Source organism: Rhodococcus jostii NBRC 16295, assembly GCF_001894825.1.
In the GTDB taxonomy this organism is placed as follows: Bacteria; Actinomycetota; Actinomycetes; order Mycobacteriales; family Mycobacteriaceae; genus Rhodococcus_F; species Rhodococcus_F jostii.
The window spans coordinates 57,292-73,937 of record NZ_BCWY01000048.1 but is presented as its reverse complement, the minus strand read 5'-3'; the positions used below and the strand labels follow the sequence as shown (position 1 = coordinate 73,937).

Below are 16,646 nucleotides of genomic sequence, written 5' to 3'. Positions count from 1 at the left end.
GCCCACGACCCGTCGGCCACGGCCCCGCCGGCTCCGACGTCTACCGAGCGAACAAGACTGCAGCATAACCTGACTGGAGCAAGGACATGCACGTTATCGATCAGCCCTCGGTGAGCGCGACGGCAGCGTCCGGCGGAGCGGAACTCACCCGCCGGACGTGGAAGATGCCCAGGGAGATGCTGGTGGTGCGGGGAGCGCAGATCCTCCTCGGCCTGGCATGGCTGGGACTGTGGCAACTGACGGCCGACCGCAAGTGGCTGGACCCGGTGCTCGCGAAGACCCCGGGACAGTCGTGGGAATACCTGGTAACCGCGTCGAAGTCCGGCGAGCTGTGGACCAACACTCGCTACACCATGGTCGCAGTTCTCATCGCGTGGGTCGTGGCGGGCGCGATCGGCGTCGTCGTCGGCGTCGCGTTGGGACTGCTACCCCGACTCGAGCGAGTGCTGACTCCATATCTCGATGCGGCCAATGCGATGCCGCGGATCGCGCTCGCGCCGCTATTCATCGTGGCGCTCGGCATCAACACCTCGGCGAAGGTGGCGTTGGCCTCGACGCTGGTCTTCTTCATCGTGATGTCCGGAGCGCGCGCCGGGGTGCGCTCCACCGATGCCGAATGGCTGCGGCTGTCTACTGTCCTGGGCGCCAACAAGTATCAGATGTTCCTGAAGGTCCTCATACCGGTGGCGACGCCCGCGATCTTCGCGGCGCTGAGGCTGGGACTGATCTACTCCCTACTCGGTGTGGTCGGTTCCGAACTCATTTCGGCCCGCAACGGACTGGGTCAGTTGATCGCCACGTATTCGGCGACGTTCCGCATGGAGGCGGTGTACGCGATCTTACTGTTCCTGGCGGTGATCGCGGTGGTACTCAACCAGGTGATGAGTCACGCGGAGCGCCGGTTCCTGCGGTGGCAGCCCCCCGTTGACCGATGACCAAATCTGTCCTCGGAAGAGACAAGTCTGGAGCAGACGAGATGACCATGATTTCTACCGCACGGCATGCAGCAGGTTCCGCCGGCGCCGGCTCGGCCGCGAATCCGGGCAGGAACGCGATCGTGTTCGACGGTGTGGAAGTAACCTATCCGGCTCCACAGGGCGGGACCCGAAACGTGTTGTCCGGGATCGACCTACAGATCCCGGCAGGCGAATTCACCGCCATCGTCGGTCGAAGCGGATGCGGCAAGACGACGCTGCTGAACATGGCGGCCGGTCTGGTCGATCCCGCCGCGGGATCGGTGTCGGTGATGGGAAAGCCTCCACGGGAGGCACGATCGCACCTCGGGTTCATGCTGGCACGCGACGCCCTGCTGCCGTGGCGCAGCGCATTGCGCAATGTCGAGTACGGGCTCGAGTTGCGTGGGGTGGGCCGAGCCGAGCGTAAGACGCTGGGCCGGCGGTGGCTGCAAGCGGTCCACCTGGAGGAAGCGGGGCACCTGTGGCCCTGGCAGCTGTCCCAGGGAATGCGTCAACGCGTCGCACTGGCACGAACCTGGGCGCTCGACCCCGACGTGCTGCTGATGGACGAACCCTTCGCCGCACTCGACGTCAACACCCGGATATCGGTGCAGAAGGAATTCCTCGAGCTGTGGCAGCGCGAAGAGCACCGCACCGTCATCTTCGTCACCCACGATCTGGGTGAGGCGGTGGCGCTGGCCGACCGGATCGTGCTGATGGGGGAGGGGAAGATCCTCGATGACGTCCAGGTGGACATCCCACGGCCACGAGAGCTCTCCACGGTGTCCGCCGACCCGCAGTACCAGGCGATATACGAACGCCTGCGCGAACGACTGCACTGAATCAACCTCGGCAATCAAGCGTCCCGACAAGCAGGAGAACCGTCAGATGCTCGACAAACGTTCCGCCATCACAATCGCAGGGGCCCTTACCCTGCTCACCTCACTGGTCGCGTGCGGCACCGCCGACACCGCCCCCACGTCGGAGAACGGTCTCACGTCACTCACGATCGGCAGCATGGAGAGCAACTCCCTGAGTTTTCCCTACACGATCGCGCAGGAGCAGGGCTTCTTCCACGGCGCCGGCCTCCAGGTCGACACCGTCACCGCGACCTCGGGGCCGCAGCTGACTGCGGCCCTGATCGGAAACACGACCCAGATCGCGATCGGGACTCCCGAGAACGTCATGGGCGCGATGAATCAGGGCCAGCAGATCACCGCCATACCACCCTTCGGGCACATCGACATGTCGCTCGTGACTCCCGCCGACAGCGGGATAGCAGATGTCAAGTCTTTGCGTGGAAAGCAGATCGGAGTCGTTCAACGGGGGAGCGCCTCGGAGAGGTTCGCCCGAACGGTCCTTTCCAGTAACGGTGTGGATCCGGACAGCGTCACCTACGTCGCGGTCGGGTCGGGCGCGACGATGGAGCCGGCGGTGCGCAACAAGAAGGTCGACGCAACAGTGGGGTCGACCTCGACCGTGGTCATGATGGAGGACCATGGCATCGAGTTCCGCACCCTGGCAAGCCCGTTCGACGGGACCGCCGGCGAGCTGGGCGATGTCGGATTGCAGACGTTCTGGACGACGACCGAGGATTTTGCGCAGCAGAACCCGGACACGATCGACGAATTCTGCACGGCCATGAACAAGGCCGCCGAGTGGATCGCGGACGATGCCAACCGAGGTCCCGGCACGCAGTCCCTGTCAACCCTGCTGCAGATTCCGACGGAGAGCGCCGGGCGAATCTGGGACAGGACACACCTGTCCTGGAGTCCGACGATCGATGAGCCCACGTGGACGGCCAACGTCGACTGGATCCTCGGCGACGGGAGTTCGGGTATCCCCTTCGCGGGAGCAGTCATGCCTGAATGTGGGTGATCTCCAGCGAAGTCGGCGGCAGGGGCGGAGGTGGGCGTTCGGCGCCCGCCTCCGCCCCTCGTTTTCTGCGTAGCGCCGGCGGTCCGCCACGGACGCCCAAATTCACTGTTTCCACACCGCGACGTCGGCAGTGCAGCCCGACATCGGTCTGGCGCGACCGCTGAGCGGTCGCGCCAGGAATCGAGATGATCGCATCTCCACTGAAGATTGGAATTGTAATGCACTGGAATGTTTCTCGTGATCCGAGGACCTGCCTGGTTCCTGTGGCGCGAGGGCTACAACGTGCCCGTGGCGAGCTGGAGGCCGAGGGAGGCGAGGGAAACGATCACCCACAGGGTGGCGCCGAGGATCACCGGCCGGGGACCGGTGCGACGCAGCCCGGGAAGGTCGGTGGACAGGCCGATCGCGGAGAGCGCGACGGTGATCAGGAAGAGCGAGGTCACGCTGAGTCCGTGATGGGCTCCCGTGGGAATCAGCCCCGCACTGTTTGCGGCCGCGGCCAGCAGGAATCCGATGAGGAACCAGGGTACGAGCCGGTGCACTCGAACCCGTGTCGCGGTCGATGCGCCGGCCGTCCCGTCGACTGCGCGGCGAGCGTCGGCGCGGGTCTTGCGCTCCACGATGGCGGCGAGGCCCAGACAGATCGGGATGATCAGCAGTGTCCGAGCCAGTTTGACGACGACCGCGTAGTTCGCGGATTCGGCACCGTAGGTCGTGGATACGGCGACGACCGAGGACATGTCGTTGACCGCGGTGCCGGCGAACAGGCCGAAGCTGTGTTGGCTCATGCCCAGAGCGTGGCCGATCACCGGAAACGCGAGTACTGCGGCAATGTTGAAGAGAAAGACGGTCGAGATGGCGTAGGTGACCGCTACCTCGGCCGCTCCGATGACGGGAGTGACGGCTGCGATCGCCGACCCCCCGCAGATGCCGGTGCCCACTCCGATCAGGGTGCGCAGGTCGCCGATCACCCCCATCCAGCGGCCGATGAAGTAGGCGGCGACCAGGCAGACGGCGAGCGTGCCTACCATGACCGGCAGGGAGTCGAATCCGACTCGCACCACCTGGATGAGCGACAGTTGCGATCCGAGGATGACGACCGAAACCTGGAGAAGGAATTTGCTCGACGTCTTGATCCCGGGCTTCAGTCGGTCGCCGGGTTTGACCAGGGTCGCGATCAGTACGCCGAGAAGAATGCCGGTGACCGGCCCGCCGATGAGCGGAAACACCTTGCCGATCATGGTCGCCACGACCGCAATTGCGACAGCGAGCGACAGACCTGGTGCGCGCGAAATCAATCCAGACACGGCCGACGACCACATCGATTTCGACTCGATGGTGGTTCCGTCCTGTCCGGCACGGCGGGTGGTGGTGGTAATTCGTTTCATATCAATTACTTTCACGACTCTTCGTGTCGTGCGGTAGCCACCGATTTTCTGCAGGCCTATAGCAATTCGCTATGGGAATCGAGGTGTGTGAGGTGCGATCATGTCTGAAAGAACGCGTCCGGTAATCGATCTCGAATCACTGCGCATGCTCGTCCTGGTCGCCGATCTCGGCAGCATCTCGGCAGCTGCCCGCGCCGAACAGATCAGTCAGCCGTCGGCGAGCAGGCGAATCAAGGTGTTGGAAGGGCAGCTGGGGCTGGAACTCATCGATCGTCGAAGCCGTGGCGCCGAGCTGACCACGCACGGCCGAATGGTCACCGACTGGTCGCGCAGCGTCGTGGACTCCGCGGATACCTTGGTGATCGGGGCCAGAGCACTGACAACGCGGGCTACCGACAACGTGAGTATCGGGGCGAGTCTGACTGTCGCGGAGTATCTCGTCCCCACCTGGCTGGCCGAGTTTCGCCGACGTGGAGATTGGCCGCGAGTGCAGCTACGCGTCGCCAACTCACAAGGAGTGGTCGCGGCCCTGCGTGCGCGCGAGATAGACCTGGGATTCATCGAATCACCGGACGTTCCCAGCGATCTGCGAAGCCTGCCGGTTGCGCACGATCGTCTCGTCCTGGTTGTCTCACCCCGGCATCGGCTGGCGTGCTGTCGCCGGCCGCTGTCTGCTCACGAGCTGGACACACTGCCGCTCGCCTCGCGGGAGGGTGGCTCCGGAACTCGGGAAACGTTGCAACGAGCCGTGGGCGCGACGATGTCGCCCCCCGCGCTCGAGCTGCACTCGAATACAGCGGTGAAGGTGGCGGTCAGCGCGGGCGAGTACGCCGCCGTGCTGAGCGAGTTGACCGTGCGGCAGGAACTGCGTGACGGACGGTTGATCGAGGTCCCGCTGGCCGGTCTGGACCTGACCCGATCGCTGCATGCCATTTGGCGAAGCGGCACCCGCATTCGTGGCTCCATCGGCGACTTCCTCGCCCTGGCCGCGCACCGTCCCCAGGCTCGGGACCGTCGATCTGACCAGGAGTAGCCCCGACGACGTGTCGCTCCCTCTAGATTCGGAGCATGGACCTGCGTCAGATGGAGTACTTCCTCGCCGTCGTGGACTGTGGCGGGGTCACCCGCGCCGCGGCGCAGTTGCACGTCGCGCAGCCGTCGCTGTCGCAGGTGGTGCGCAAGCTCGAGAAAGACCTCGGAGTCGAGTTGTTCCATCGGGTCGGCCGAGGCCTCGTGCTCGCCCCGGCCGGCGAGGCGCTGGTCGGTCCGGCGCGCATGATCCTGCGCGAGGTGGAATCGGCCGAGAACGCGGTGCGCGATGTCGGGGCGATGCGCGGTGGCCGGATCGACATCGCTTCGCTGTCGGACCTGTCCTCGGATCCGCTGTCGGTCTGGGTTGCCAAGTTCCGCCGGCAGTACCCCGACGTCCGGTTTCACATCGAGGAGCGCGACGAGATTGCCGACGTCGTGTCGCTGGTCCGGTCGGGGGCGTGTGAGCTGGGTGTACTCGCTCTGCCGCTTCCGACCGAGGGCCTCGTCGGCGAAGAGTTGATCGACCAGCAGCTCGTGCTGGTGTGCCCGCCCGGCACCGACGCCCGATGGCCGGACCCGGTGCCCATCGAGGAACTGACTCGTGTGCCGTTCGTGATGGGCGAAAGAGGAACGGCGACCCGGGATTTCATCGACCGCTCGCTGCGATTGCACGGCGTCGAACCCGACGTCGCGGTGGAGGTCCGTCAGCGTGGCGCGGTGCTTCCGATCGTCCTCGCCGGCGGCGGGGTGTCGATCGTTGCCCTGCGCAGCGGACTCGACGCGATGCTCCGTGGCGGTGTGGTGCGTGAACTGTCACCGCACCTCACCCGCCGTATGGGTGTGGTCCGCCGCCCCGGCCGGATCACGGAGGCGTCCACGCGGTTCCTGGCGGGCGCCCGCGCATCCTTCGAGGAGTTCGCCGCGTCCATCGCCGCGCACATGAAGTCCGGTGCGTCCCTTGTGGACGCCGCAGAGCTGACCCGCGCGGAGTCCGACCGCCGGATACGCGAGGACATCGCGAAGAACATCAACTCATAGGTAATTGCAGTACTTTTCCTACCTTTCTGGTCTTTGACCTGATCGATTCCCGCGCCTTCAATGGTGTGTACCTGATCACACCGTTGCGGCGGAATCCGGATCGATCACCCAGGCGGTCGCCTGCGGAATTCGTCCGACCGGTTCACGTCACGCACGTCACCGCGACGGTTCGTTCCACGAAGAGGACCTATGACCCAGACATCATCGCCGACCGCCACGTCGGCCAGGCACACCAGATCGGCGCCGATGCGACGCGCCTGGATCGTCGTCGGCCTCCTGGTCGTCTTCATGCTCATCAACCACGCCGACAAGTCCGTCATCGCGTTCGCCGGCGTGCAGATCCAGAAGGACCTGGGCCTCAGCCCGCAGGAGTTCGGCGTCATCCAGAGCAGCTTCTTCTGGCTGTTCGCCGTCGGTGCCCTGTTCTTCGGCTGGTTGTCCTCCAAGGTGAGCCTCCGCTGGCTGATGGCCGGCCTGATGCTGACGTGGGTGGCCACCATGGCCCCGCTGCTCGGCACGGTCAGCTTCAGTGTGCTGGTCGCCTGCCGGATCGTGCTCGGTTTCGCCGAGGGTCCCGCGTACGCACTGGCCAACCACGCCGTGCACTCCTGGTTCACGCCCGAGAAGCGCGCGATGCCCAGTGGATTCGTCACCGCCGGCGCGTCGATCGGCACCCTGATCGCCGCACCTCTGCTGACCTGGATCATCGTCCGCTGGGATTGGCACGCCGCGTTCTACATCCTCATCGTGATGGGACTGGCCTGGGCGGTGGCCTGGATGATCTTCGGCCGCGGCGCCCCCGAGGAGAACACCGAGACCGAGAAGCCCGCAACCACGATCGTCGTCGACACCGTCGACGCCCCGTACAAGACGATTCTTCGCACCGGCACGGTGCTCGGCATCGCGCTGCTGATGTTCTGCTCGTACTGGTCCACCACCCTGAAGGTGGCCTGGCTCCCGGTGTACCTCCAGGACGGACTCGGCTACGACACGATCACCACCGGCCGCCTGGTGATGCTCCCCTACGGATTCGCCGCGGCAGGCGCGATCGCCGCCGGTTGGTTCTCCAGCCGCCTCATCGCGCGCGGCGTCTCCCGGAAGATTGCCCGCGGATACCTCTCGGCCGTGCTGATCGGCGGCGCCGGTGCCGCGATGATGGGTTTCACTGTGCTGCCGCAGGGCCCGGTGCAGATCCTGCTCGTCTCCCTGGCCTTCTCGCTGAACACGGCCGCATTCGGTGTCGCACTGTCGGCCATCGCGGACGTCGTGCAGTCGAAGAAGCGCGGCATGGTCCTCGGTGGACTCAGTGCGGTGTCGAGCATCTCCGGCATGATCGCGCCGCTCGTGCTCGGCTTCACCGTCGGCGGTGCGGCCGACAAGATCTCCGGCTATGCCAGCGGCTTCCTGATGAGCGGTGCGCTGATGGTCGTCGGCAGCATCATCGCGGTGTTCCTGGTCGACCCCGACCGCGACATCGCCCGCATCCGCAGCAGTGTCGAGGAGACAGCATGAAGATCGACAAGCCCCTGGACGGCGTTCGCGTCGTCGACTTCGGACAGTTCATCGCCGCCCCGGCCGCGACCCAGATCCTGGTCGACCTCGGCGCCGACGTGATCAAGGTCGAACCGCTGCACGGCGAGTCCGCCCGCGGCATCGGCCCGGCCGGCGAGGCCATGCTGCAGAACTACAACCGCGGCAAGCGGGCCATGGCGCTGGACCTGAAGGACCCGCAGGCGCAGGAGATCGCTCGTAAGCTGATCGCCAGCGCCGACATCGTGGTGCAGAACCTGCGCCCGGGCGTCATGGAGTCGTTCGGCCTCGGCGCCGAGGACGTCCTCGTGGCCCACCCCTGGATGGTCTACGCCACCGTCAGCGGATTCGGCCTGCACGGACCGTCGAAGTACCGGCCCGGGCTCGACATCGCGGCGCAGGCCGAGAGCGGGATGATGTGGGTCACCGGCGAGGCCGACAGCGAGCCGCAGAAGGTCGGGGCCCAGATCGTCGACGCCGCATCCGGTTACGTCTGCGCCCAGGCGATCCTGGCGGCCTATGTCCGACGGCTCCGCACGGGCGAGGGCGACACCGTCGAGGTCTCGCTGCTCGAGGTCGCGATCCACCTGCAGGGCACGAACTGGGGCCAATACCTGATCACCGGTGAGAAGCCTGTCCGCAAGGGCAACGGTCAGCCCAGTATCGCCCCCGCCGCGGACGTCATGACGACCAAGGACGGCAGCCTGGTCCTGTCCGCCTACTCGGACGTGCACTTCACCCGACTGTGCCGCCTCATCGGGCGCCCCGACGTCGCCGAGGACCCGCGCTTCGCGAACAACACCCTGCGGGTGGCGAACCGGAAGGCGATGCTCGTCGAACTGCGTAGCGCCTTCTCGACGATGACGAGCGACGAAGCCATGAAACTGCTGACCACCAACGGCGTCGTCGCGGGCAAGATCAACACCTACCCCGAGGCCATGCGGAGCGCGGACGTGGAAGCGTCCGGGCTGTTCCTCGAGGTCAGCGGCGCGGACGGGGTCCCGAACACCGCTCTCGGATCGCCCTGGCACCTGGGCAGCATGCCCAAGCTCTCCGGCGAAGCCGATCCGGGCCTCGGCCAGCACACCGCCGAACTGCTCGCCGAACTCGGCTACCCCGCTGCCACGGTCGACGCGCTGGTCGCCGACAAGATCGTCGGCGTCCGCTAGACACCGGCACCACCCTGCCGCCATCCCCATTTTTCGTAAGGAATCACCATGCAGCGCACCATCTTCACCGAAGACCACGAAGCCTTCCGGGACTCCGTCCGCCAATTCATCGCCAAGGAGATCACCCCGAACCTGCCCGATTGGGAGGCCGACGGTGTCATCCCCCGCGACTTCTACAAGAAGACGGCAGAGATCGGGATCAACGGGCTTCAGGTGCCCGAGCAGTACGGCGGCGGCGGCATCGACAGCTTCCTGTTCAACACCGTCGTCTACGAGGAGATCGGTTACGCCGCAGCCTCACTCGGCGGGTTCCAGGTGCACCTGAACACCGTGCTGCCGTACTTCCTCGAGTACGCCGACGAGGAGCAGCGCGACCGCTGGTTCCCCGGCTTCGCCGACGGCAACCTGGTCAGCGCGATCGCGATGACCGAGCCCGGCATCGGTTCCGACCTGGCCGGCGTCACCACCACCGCTGTCCGCGACGGTGACGACTACATCCTCAACGGCAACAAGACCTTCATCACCGGCGGCATCAACGCCGACCTGGTGATCGTGGTGGCACGCACCTCGAAGGATCCCGAGAACCGCCGCAAGGGCCTCTCGCTGCTGGTCGTCGAGGGTAATATGCCCGGCTTTCTCCGCGGTCGCAACCTGCACAAGATCGGCATGAAGTCGTCCGACACCGCCGAGCTGACGTTCGACAACGTCCGCGTGCCGGCCCGGAACCTGCTCGGCGAGGAGGGCAAGGCGTTCGGCATGCTCGCCCACAACCTGCCACAGGAGCGACTGTCGATCGCGATCACCGGTCTGGCCACCGCCACCGCCGCCGTGAACCTCGCCATCGACTACGCCAAGGAACGCCTGGTGTTCGGCAAGGCGCTGGCCGACTTCCAGAACACCAAGTTCGTGCTCGCCGAGTGCGCGACCGAACTGCAGGCCGGGCAGGCACTGGTCGACCAGGCGCTGATCGCGCTGGACGGCGGCACCCTCACTCCCGCCGACGCGGCCAAGGTGAAGCTGTTCTGCACGGAGATGCAGGCCCGGGTCATCGACAAGTGTCTGCAGGTGCACGGCGGCTACGGCTACATGAGCGAGTACCCGATCGCGCGGCTGTACGCCGACGCCCGCGTCACCCGGATCTTCGGTGGCACCAGCGAGGTCATGAAGAGCGTCATCTCGAAGTCGATGGGTCTGTAGGCATCCCATTCCGCCCCGACGGGCCACACACCGTTCCCACCCCGGACGCCACGCGCCCGGACAACCCCGAAAGACCTTCTCCATGCAGATCAAGGACATCAACGCCGTCGTCACCGGCGGCGCATCCGGACTCGGACTGGCCACCGCAACCCGCCTGGTCGAGGCCGGCGCCACCGTCACCCTGCTCGACCTTCCCGGCTCGTCCGGGGACGAGCAGGCCGAGGCGCTGGGCGCGGCAGCGCGGTTCGTGCCGACCGACGTGACCGACGGGGACGCCGTCGCCGCGGCCTTCACGGCAGCCGCCGAGACCGGCCCGGTGCGGGCCGTCGTGCACTGCGCCGGCCGCGGTAGGCCCATGCGTGTCCTCACCAAGGATCGCAAGGCCGCCGAGCTCGAGCCGTTCGAGTCGGTGATCCGGCTCAACGTGATCGGCACCTTCAACGTGCTGCGGTTCGCGGCCGAGGCGATGGCCGCGAACGAACCGCTGGACGGCGACCGCGGCGTGTGTGTCCTGACCGCCTCCGTCGCTGCCTACGAGGGGCAGATCGGGCAGATCAACTATGCGACGTCCAAAGCCGGAATCGTCGGAATGACCCTGCCCGCCGCCCGCGACCTCGCCGGTGTCGGGATCCGGGTGTGCACCATCGCGCCCGGGGTGTTCGCAACACCGTTGTTGCTCAATGCTCGTGACGACATCCGCGACGCCTTGGCCGCCTCGGTCCCGCACCCGCAGCGGCTGGGCGAGCCCTCCGAGTTCGCCGCGCTGGCCGCGCACATCATCGAGAACGGCATGCTCAACGGCGAGACGATCCGCCTCGACGGCGCGATCCGGATGGCACCCAGGTGACCGACGAGACACCTGCACCGGTCGTGCTGACCGAGCGGGTGGGACCGGTGCTGGTGATCACCCTCAACCGCCCCGACGCGCGCAACGCGGTGAACGGCGCGGTCGCACAGGCGGTCGCCGCGGCGGTCGAGCTGCTCGACACCGATCCGGCCCTGCGGGTCGGCGTGATCACCGGAGCCGGCGGATACTTCTGCGCCGGTATGGATCTCAAGGCATTCCTGCGGGGCGAGAGCCCACGCGTCGAGGGTCGAGGGTTTGCCGGTCTCGTCGAGGCGACTCCCGCCACACCCCTCATCGCCGCAGTCGACGGTCCCGCCCTCGCCGGCGGATTCGAGATCGTGCTGGCCGCGGACCTCGTCGTCGCCGCGCCGACCGCGACGTTCGGCCTGCCCGAGGTCCGGCGTGGTCTGGTCGCCGCCGCGGGTGGACTGACCCGGCTGCCCGCCCGACTGCCCCGGGCTGTCGCGCTCGAGATGGTGCTCACCGGCAAGGCGATGACCGCCGAGCAGCTGCACCCGCTCGGCCTGGTCAACCGGCTGGCCGCGGAGGGCGGGGTGCTGGCGGCGGCGCTCGAACTCGCCGAGGAGATCGCCGACAACGGACCGCTCGCAGTCCGGGCCAGCAAGAAGGTCGTGGACGAGTCCCCCGGCTGGCCGGCTGCGGAGCACTTCGAACGAACCCGGCAGATCGTGATGCCGGTGTTCGACTCCCACGACGCGCGTGAAGGGGCGGCCGCGTTCACCGAACGCCGCACCCCGGTCTGGACCGCGACGTGATCACCGAGAACGAAAGAACAGGAACACACCATGCGTGATGCAGTCATCGTCGAAGCCGTCCGGAGCCCCGTCGCCCGCCGCAAGGGCGGCCTGGCGGACGTCCACCCCGTCGACCTGTCCGCCACAGTCCTGAACGCACTGCTCGACCGAGCGGGCATCGAGGCCGGTTCGGTCGACGACGTCGTGTGGGGATGCGTCGGTCAGGTCGGGGAGCAGGCGGGCAACATCGCCCGGAACGCGGTTCTCGCCGCCGGATGGCCCGAGTCGGTTCCCGGCACCACGATCGAGCGGCAGTGCGGCTCGAGCCAGCAGGCACTGCATTTCGCCGCCGCGGGCGTGATCTCCGGCCAATACGACATCGCGGTTGCCGGTGGCGTCGAGTCGATGACCCGGATCCCGATGGGGTCGGCGCGACGCGTCGGCCTCGGTGACGCGAACAGCGACGCAATCAAGCAGCGTTACAGCGGAATCGAGTTCAACCAGATTCGCGGCGCAGAGTCCCTCGCCACCAGGTACGAGCTGAGCCGCACCTGGCTCGACGAGTACAGCCTGCGCTCGCACCAGCGGGCCGCGCAGGCCCTCGACGAGGGTCGCTTCACCGGCGAGATCGCGCCCGTGACCCTCCCGGACGGAACCAAGCTCGAGGCCGACGAGGGAATTCGCCGGGCCTCGACCCTGGAGAAGCTGGGCCAGTTGGACCCGATCCTTCCCGAGGACGGCCGCATCACCGCGGGTAACGCATCGCAGATCTCCGACGGCGCGGCCGCGCTGCTGGTGATGTCCGGCGAGCGCGCCCGGCAACTGGGACTGTCCCCGATCGCCCGGGTGCACACCGCGACGGTGGTCGGCGACGACCCCGTCACGATGCTGGCCGGCCCGATCCCCGCCACCGCGCGGGTGCTCGAGCGGGCCGGGCTGACCCTCGACGACATCGGAGCATTCGAGGTCAACGAGGCGTTCGCCAGTGTGGTGGGCGCATGGCTGCGGGCGACCGGGGCTCCCGAAGACCGGGTGAACCCGCTCGGCGGTGCGATCGCGCTCGGTCACCCGCTCGGCGGATCCGGGGCACGCTTGGCCACCACTCTCGTGCATTACCTGCGCGCCAACGGAATCCGCTACGGACTGCAGACGATGTGCGAAGGCGGCGGCATGGCCAACGCCACCGTCTACGAGAACCTCTCGGTCGCAGAGTGACTGTGCAGGAGCTCGAGTGCGCAGAACTGCATGCGACACGCCGGGTGGGAGCTGCAGTACTGCGCATTTGCGTATGAATTTCGGAAGTTGTCAACCTGTCTGTATCGGTTGCCGATCTAGGCTAGAATTATGTACATGACGACACTTCCTGTTGCTGATGCCCGTGCGCAGCTGTCTAGGTTGGTCGACGAGGCCGAGCGCACGCACGAGCGGTTCGAGATCACCCGCAACGGGCACCGCGCTGCGGTCCTGCTGGGCGCCGACGACTACGACGCGTTGCGGGAGACGATCGCGGTGTTGTCGGATACTGATCTGCTGGCAGCACATTTTGCCGGGCGCACCGAGGTCGAGAGTGGAGATGTCGTCGATGCCCACGAGCTCGCGCAGATGATGCGTGACGCTCGGTCGGCGGGCGAGTGAGCGAGCCCGAAGGCCGGTATCGATTGGTGATGGCGCGGTCGGCCGCGAGGGCGTTGTCGACGACGTTGCCGGAGAAGGTCGCGACCGCGGTGTACGAATTCGTCACCGGTCCTCTTCTGGATAACCCACGGCGGGTAGGAAAACCGCTGGAGCCGCCGTTGACCCCGGCCGACAGTGCCCGCCGGGGCACGTATCGGGTGCTGTACCTGATCGACGATGCGAACCGCAGGGTAGAGGTCACCGCGATCTCACACCGCTCCGACGCCTATCGCACTTAGGCAGGCGAATGGCTCGAGAGGGTAGGCGCGAGCGTCGGCGCCTCGAAAACCAGTGCATTGCAAGGCGGCTCGCGCGTCGATCCCATGAATGCGAGTCGTCAATCGTCACATCGGGATGATGGTCCACGCAAACGGCGCCGGCTCGATGTTCTCGGACCGGCGTTCCTGCCGCTGGTCGCGCTGACGATCTCGGGTTCGGTCGTCGTCGTCGCGGGGAATGTCGCGGCCGATGTCCTGGGTGCTCACTGCTGCTACAGGGTGTGCGGCGGCCGGGGTGGTGGCGGCTGCGATGCCGACGGGGAGGATGCCGAATGCGGCTGCAGCCACCATGACGGTGGCGAGGCGCTTGTTCAGCGTGCTGCTGGTGGCGTGTGCGGTGATCTGGTGGAGCTGTGAGGTGCTCATGGTCGAGGTCCTGTCCGAATGCCGCGGGCCCAGCGTCCACGGCTATACGAACGGTGTCTGCGAGGGCACGAAACGTTACACCCGGGCGGACAATTTTTTTCGCTGAATCGGACGGCGGTCAGCGCCACTCACGGAACGCGGCGAGCAGGCGGTCCCGCAGCGCCGGATCGAGTTTCTCCGCGGGCAGCTCGCCGAGGGTGTGCACCGTCTGCTCCATCTGTTCGAGGTAGTTGGCGCATCCGGGGCATATGCCCAGGTGGGTTTCGAATCGGTCCCGGGCGGTCGGGTCGAGGCCGTCCTCGAGGTACGCCGTGACGAGTTCGACGAGATCTTGGCAGTCCATGTTTCACGCTCCCGTTCCAAGATAATCCTCGAGCACCTGACGCACGTGTGCCCGACCCCGGTGCAGTAGCACCCGCTGGTTCGCCGGGGTGATCGAGAGCATCTCGGACACTTCCTCGGCGTCGTAGCCGAGGACGTCGCGCAGTACGACGACAGCCTTCTGTCGCTCGGGCAGGTGCTCGAGTTCGCGACTGGTGACGTCGAGGACCTCCGCGCCGAGCACCGAGCCCTCCGGGGTCCGCGCCCAACTGGTCGGTGGTGTCGCCCAGTGATGCGCATCCTCCGGGTCGGTGGCCGGCCGGAACCGGGCCGGGTCGACGGTGGCGCCACCCGTGTAGGCGGCGAGGGTGGCGTCGGAATCGTGCCGGTCCCGCAGACCGCGTTTCTTGGCGACGTTGACGAGGATCCGGAACAACCAGGTGCGGAGCGTCGAGCGGCCTTCGAATCGGTCGATGCCCTGGAGCACGGCGATCCAGGTTTCCTGCACGACGTCTTCGGCGACCTCGTTGCTGGCGACGTATCCGCGCGCCACGCGCAGCATCATCGGCGTGTGCCGGTCGACCAGTTCCGCGAACGCCGACTCGTCACGTGCACGCAACGAGTCGACGAGACGCTCTTCCTGCGAGGTGTCGGTCTCCGTCATCCGCTCCTCCTGTGCGATCGAGGCGCTCCGGAAGCGTGGCCGCCACAAGCGGCCGGATGACATCCCACACTACCGACCTGGACGGCAGCCGTCGATCAGCTGCCGAGGTCAGACGGTGCTCGTGCGCACCGCGGTGACAGCGACCGTGCTGTAGGGCATCGTGAAGCTGCCGCCCATCGCGTCGATCGCGACCCCGACAGCGTCCTGCAGCTCTGCCAGGCTGTCCGGCGGCAGCTGGGTGAGTGCGCCGGACGTCGGCAGCTGGTCGAGCCATTCGTCCCGCGTGTAGGACCGTTCCCAATCGAAGCGCCACTGCTCGGGGGCACCGAACCCGGGCACCCTGCGGATTCCGTCGGCGGCGTTGTCGAGTATCGGCTGGTACAGCTCCGCGGAGGATCCTGAGGGTGGGGCCGGGAACGGCGAGCCGAGCACCCGACGACCTGCCGCCCGGAACTGGCGTGCTTCGATGCCGGTGCCGCAACCGACGTCGAGTACGTCGAGCCCGGGACTGTGGGACACGATCCGCTCGATCAGGGTGTCGGGGTAGGGAGGTCGCGTCCGGTCGTAGCGTTCGGCGTCCACACCGAACGACTCGGCCATGGCACGGGCTCGATGCGGCGTAGGCGGGGCTGCTCGGTCTGGCAAGGGGCTCACCACGTTTGCCCTTTCAGGCTGCCGATTCGCAGTGAACCCGAGTCGGCGCTGTCCGCTTCTCGGTCCAAGTCCTGTTCGACTTCCCGCACGTACGTCTCGGGATCCTTGTCCGAGGTGTCGACACCCGACGTGGACGGGTGAACGACGAAGAATTCGGCGAAACGGCGACCGAGGGATACCCGAAGCTCCTTCGGCGCCGTGCGGAAATCGGCCAGGCCTTCTCGTTCCTCCTCGGCCATGTGTTCGTCGTTGGCGACACGCGTGCGAGCGACGGCAGCCCACCACTTCTCGGTCGCGACGGGATACTCGGCGGCGTCACTGACGCCGTCGCGGATATCGTTGTGATCTCCGATCGCGTCGAGGGTTTCCTCTTCGGCGTCGTCGTCGCCGACGCGGAGAAGTTGCGGATAGAAGATCTCCTCTTCCGCCGAAGCATGCAGATCCAAACGCTCCGCCAACGACGACCACACTGCCTCGACAGCCGCGATGTCGAGCCTGCGGCGGGCTTTCAGTTCATCGAGCGTGGCGAACTGCTGTCGGAACCACACGTGATCTTCGAAGATCAATTCGATGATGTCAGGCATGATTCGACGATAGTTCCGCGATCAGGGTTCGTCTTCCCTCGTTGTCTCGAAATCGGGACGACGGCAGGGACACCTCGATTCGGAGGGGCGAACACGAGAAGCCGCCGGCACCGGGTGGTGTCAGCGGCTTTCGACTCCTGACCATGAACGCTACACAATGTAGGTCTTGCCTGGTCAGGGTGACGGTGCCCGCCAGTGCGCCTCTCGGCAAGTGGTCGCTCGAGGCGACGATTTCAATGTGGTACCCGGGGCATTGGGTCGAACACCGTCGCGTCGTACAACGGCATCGGTGCCGATGGTATTCCGGGCGGCCGA

At 66.6% G+C, this 16,646-nt stretch carries 19 protein-coding genes; 13 read left to right on the top strand and 6 right to left on the bottom strand.

Annotated features, from left to right (window positions below; translation table 11 throughout):
• Positions 1–86: 86 nt before the first annotated feature.
• From RJ1_RS27505 to RJ1_RS27495, 3 genes are read left to right on the top strand one after another with little or no spacing between them, the layout of a single operon-like run.
• Positions 87–935 (top strand): ABC transporter permease, encoded by an 849-nt coding sequence (locus tag RJ1_RS27505; protein WP_083400566.1) that lies wholly within the window; start codon positions 87–89, stop codon positions 933–935.
• Positions 936–976: 41 nt separating this feature from the next.
• Positions 977–1,798, top strand: coding sequence for an ABC transporter ATP-binding protein (locus RJ1_RS27500; protein WP_083602257.1), 822 nt, complete (start codon positions 977–979; stop codon positions 1,796–1,798).
• Between the two features lie 46 nt (positions 1,799–1,844).
• Positions 1,845–2,834 (top strand): ABC transporter substrate-binding protein, encoded by a 990-nt coding sequence (locus RJ1_RS27495; protein ID WP_073365688.1) that lies wholly within the window; start codon positions 1,845–1,847, stop codon positions 2,832–2,834.
• A 275-nt stretch (positions 2,835–3,109) separates the two neighbouring features.
• On the opposite strand, the gene RJ1_RS27490 is transcribed toward RJ1_RS27495, so the two are convergent.
• Entirely contained in the window at positions 3,110–4,222 is a 1,113-nt protein-coding gene (locus RJ1_RS27490; RefSeq protein ID WP_240319833.1) for a YeiH family protein, read from the bottom strand.
• Between the two features lie 100 nt (positions 4,223–4,322).
• Between RJ1_RS27490 and RJ1_RS27485 the strand changes: the two genes are divergently transcribed.
• From RJ1_RS27485 to RJ1_RS27440, 10 genes are all read left to right on the top strand, one after another.
• The gene (locus tag RJ1_RS27485) at positions 4,323–5,255 is read left to right on the top strand and encodes a LysR family transcriptional regulator (protein ID WP_073365687.1); all 933 of its coding nucleotides are present in this window, start codon (positions 4,323–4,325) and stop codon (positions 5,253–5,255) included.
• 35 nt (positions 5,256–5,290) lie between these two features.
• Positions 5,291–6,292: a LysR family transcriptional regulator gene (locus RJ1_RS27480; RefSeq protein WP_073365686.1), complete on the top strand. Its 1,002-nt coding sequence runs from the start codon at positions 5,291–5,293 to the stop codon at positions 6,290–6,292.
• 189 nt (positions 6,293–6,481) lie between these two features.
• Entirely contained in the window at positions 6,482–7,804 is a 1,323-nt protein-coding gene (locus RJ1_RS27475; RefSeq protein ID WP_083400563.1) for an MFS transporter, read from the top strand.
• Positions 7,801–8,991 (top strand): CaiB/BaiF CoA transferase family protein, encoded by a 1,191-nt coding sequence (locus tag RJ1_RS27470; protein ID WP_073365685.1) that lies wholly within the window; start codon positions 7,801–7,803, stop codon positions 8,989–8,991. The genes RJ1_RS27475 and RJ1_RS27470 overlap by 4 nt, the downstream gene beginning before the upstream one ends.
• A 48-nt stretch (positions 8,992–9,039) precedes the next feature.
• Positions 9,040–10,188, top strand: a complete 1,149-nt coding sequence (locus RJ1_RS27465; protein ID WP_073365684.1) for an acyl-CoA dehydrogenase family protein — start codon at positions 9,040–9,042, stop codon at positions 10,186–10,188.
• An 82-nt stretch (positions 10,189–10,270) separates the two neighbouring features.
• On the top strand, positions 10,271–11,035 hold the full coding sequence (locus tag RJ1_RS27460; RefSeq protein WP_073365683.1) for an SDR family NAD(P)-dependent oxidoreductase: 765 nt from the start codon (positions 10,271–10,273) through the stop codon (positions 11,033–11,035).
• Positions 11,032–11,811: a crotonase/enoyl-CoA hydratase family protein gene (locus RJ1_RS27455; protein ID WP_073365682.1), complete on the top strand. Its 780-nt coding sequence runs from the start codon at positions 11,032–11,034 to the stop codon at positions 11,809–11,811. The genes RJ1_RS27460 and RJ1_RS27455 overlap by 4 nt, the downstream gene beginning before the upstream one ends.
• A 30-nt stretch (positions 11,812–11,841) precedes the next feature.
• A complete protein-coding gene (locus RJ1_RS27450) occupies positions 11,842–13,005 on the top strand; it encodes a thiolase family protein (protein WP_073365681.1) in 1,164 nt (387 codons plus the stop codon).
• Between the two features lie 129 nt (positions 13,006–13,134).
• Positions 13,135–13,425 carry a type II toxin-antitoxin system Phd/YefM family antitoxin gene (locus RJ1_RS27445; protein ID WP_073365680.1) on the top strand — a complete coding sequence of 97 codons (291 nt, stop codon included), beginning with the start codon at positions 13,135–13,137 and terminating at the stop codon, positions 13,423–13,425.
• A 29-nt stretch (positions 13,426–13,454) separates the two neighbouring features.
• Positions 13,455–13,703, top strand: coding sequence for a type II toxin-antitoxin system RelE family toxin (locus tag RJ1_RS27440; protein ID WP_073365679.1), 249 nt, complete (start codon positions 13,455–13,457; stop codon positions 13,701–13,703).
• 105 nt (positions 13,704–13,808) lie between these two features.
• Here RJ1_RS27440 and RJ1_RS27435 read toward each other — a convergent pair whose 3' ends face one another.
• The 5 genes from RJ1_RS27435 to RJ1_RS27415 form a co-directional block, all read right to left on the bottom strand.
• On the bottom strand, positions 13,809–14,108 hold the full coding sequence (locus RJ1_RS27435) for a hypothetical protein (RefSeq protein ID WP_073365678.1): 300 nt from the start codon (positions 14,106–14,108) through the stop codon (positions 13,809–13,811).
• 118 nt (positions 14,109–14,226) lie between these two features.
• Entirely contained in the window at positions 14,227–14,451 is a 225-nt protein-coding gene (locus RJ1_RS27430; protein WP_073365677.1) for an anti-sigma factor family protein, read from the bottom strand.
• Positions 14,452–14,454: 3 nt separating this feature from the next.
• Complete coding sequence (locus RJ1_RS27425) at positions 14,455–15,156, bottom strand: RNA polymerase sigma factor (RefSeq protein WP_073365676.1); 702 nt, start codon at positions 15,154–15,156, stop codon at positions 14,455–14,457.
• A 45-nt stretch (positions 15,157–15,201) separates the two neighbouring features.
• On the bottom strand, positions 15,202–15,693 hold the full coding sequence (locus RJ1_RS27420) for a class I SAM-dependent methyltransferase (RefSeq protein ID WP_143048906.1): 492 nt from the start codon (positions 15,691–15,693) through the stop codon (positions 15,202–15,204).
• A 50-nt stretch (positions 15,694–15,743) separates the two neighbouring features.
• Positions 15,744–16,331: a hemerythrin domain-containing protein gene (locus RJ1_RS27415; RefSeq protein WP_073365674.1), complete on the bottom strand. Its 588-nt coding sequence runs from the start codon at positions 16,329–16,331 to the stop codon at positions 15,744–15,746.
• Positions 16,332–16,646 lie beyond the last annotated feature (315 nt).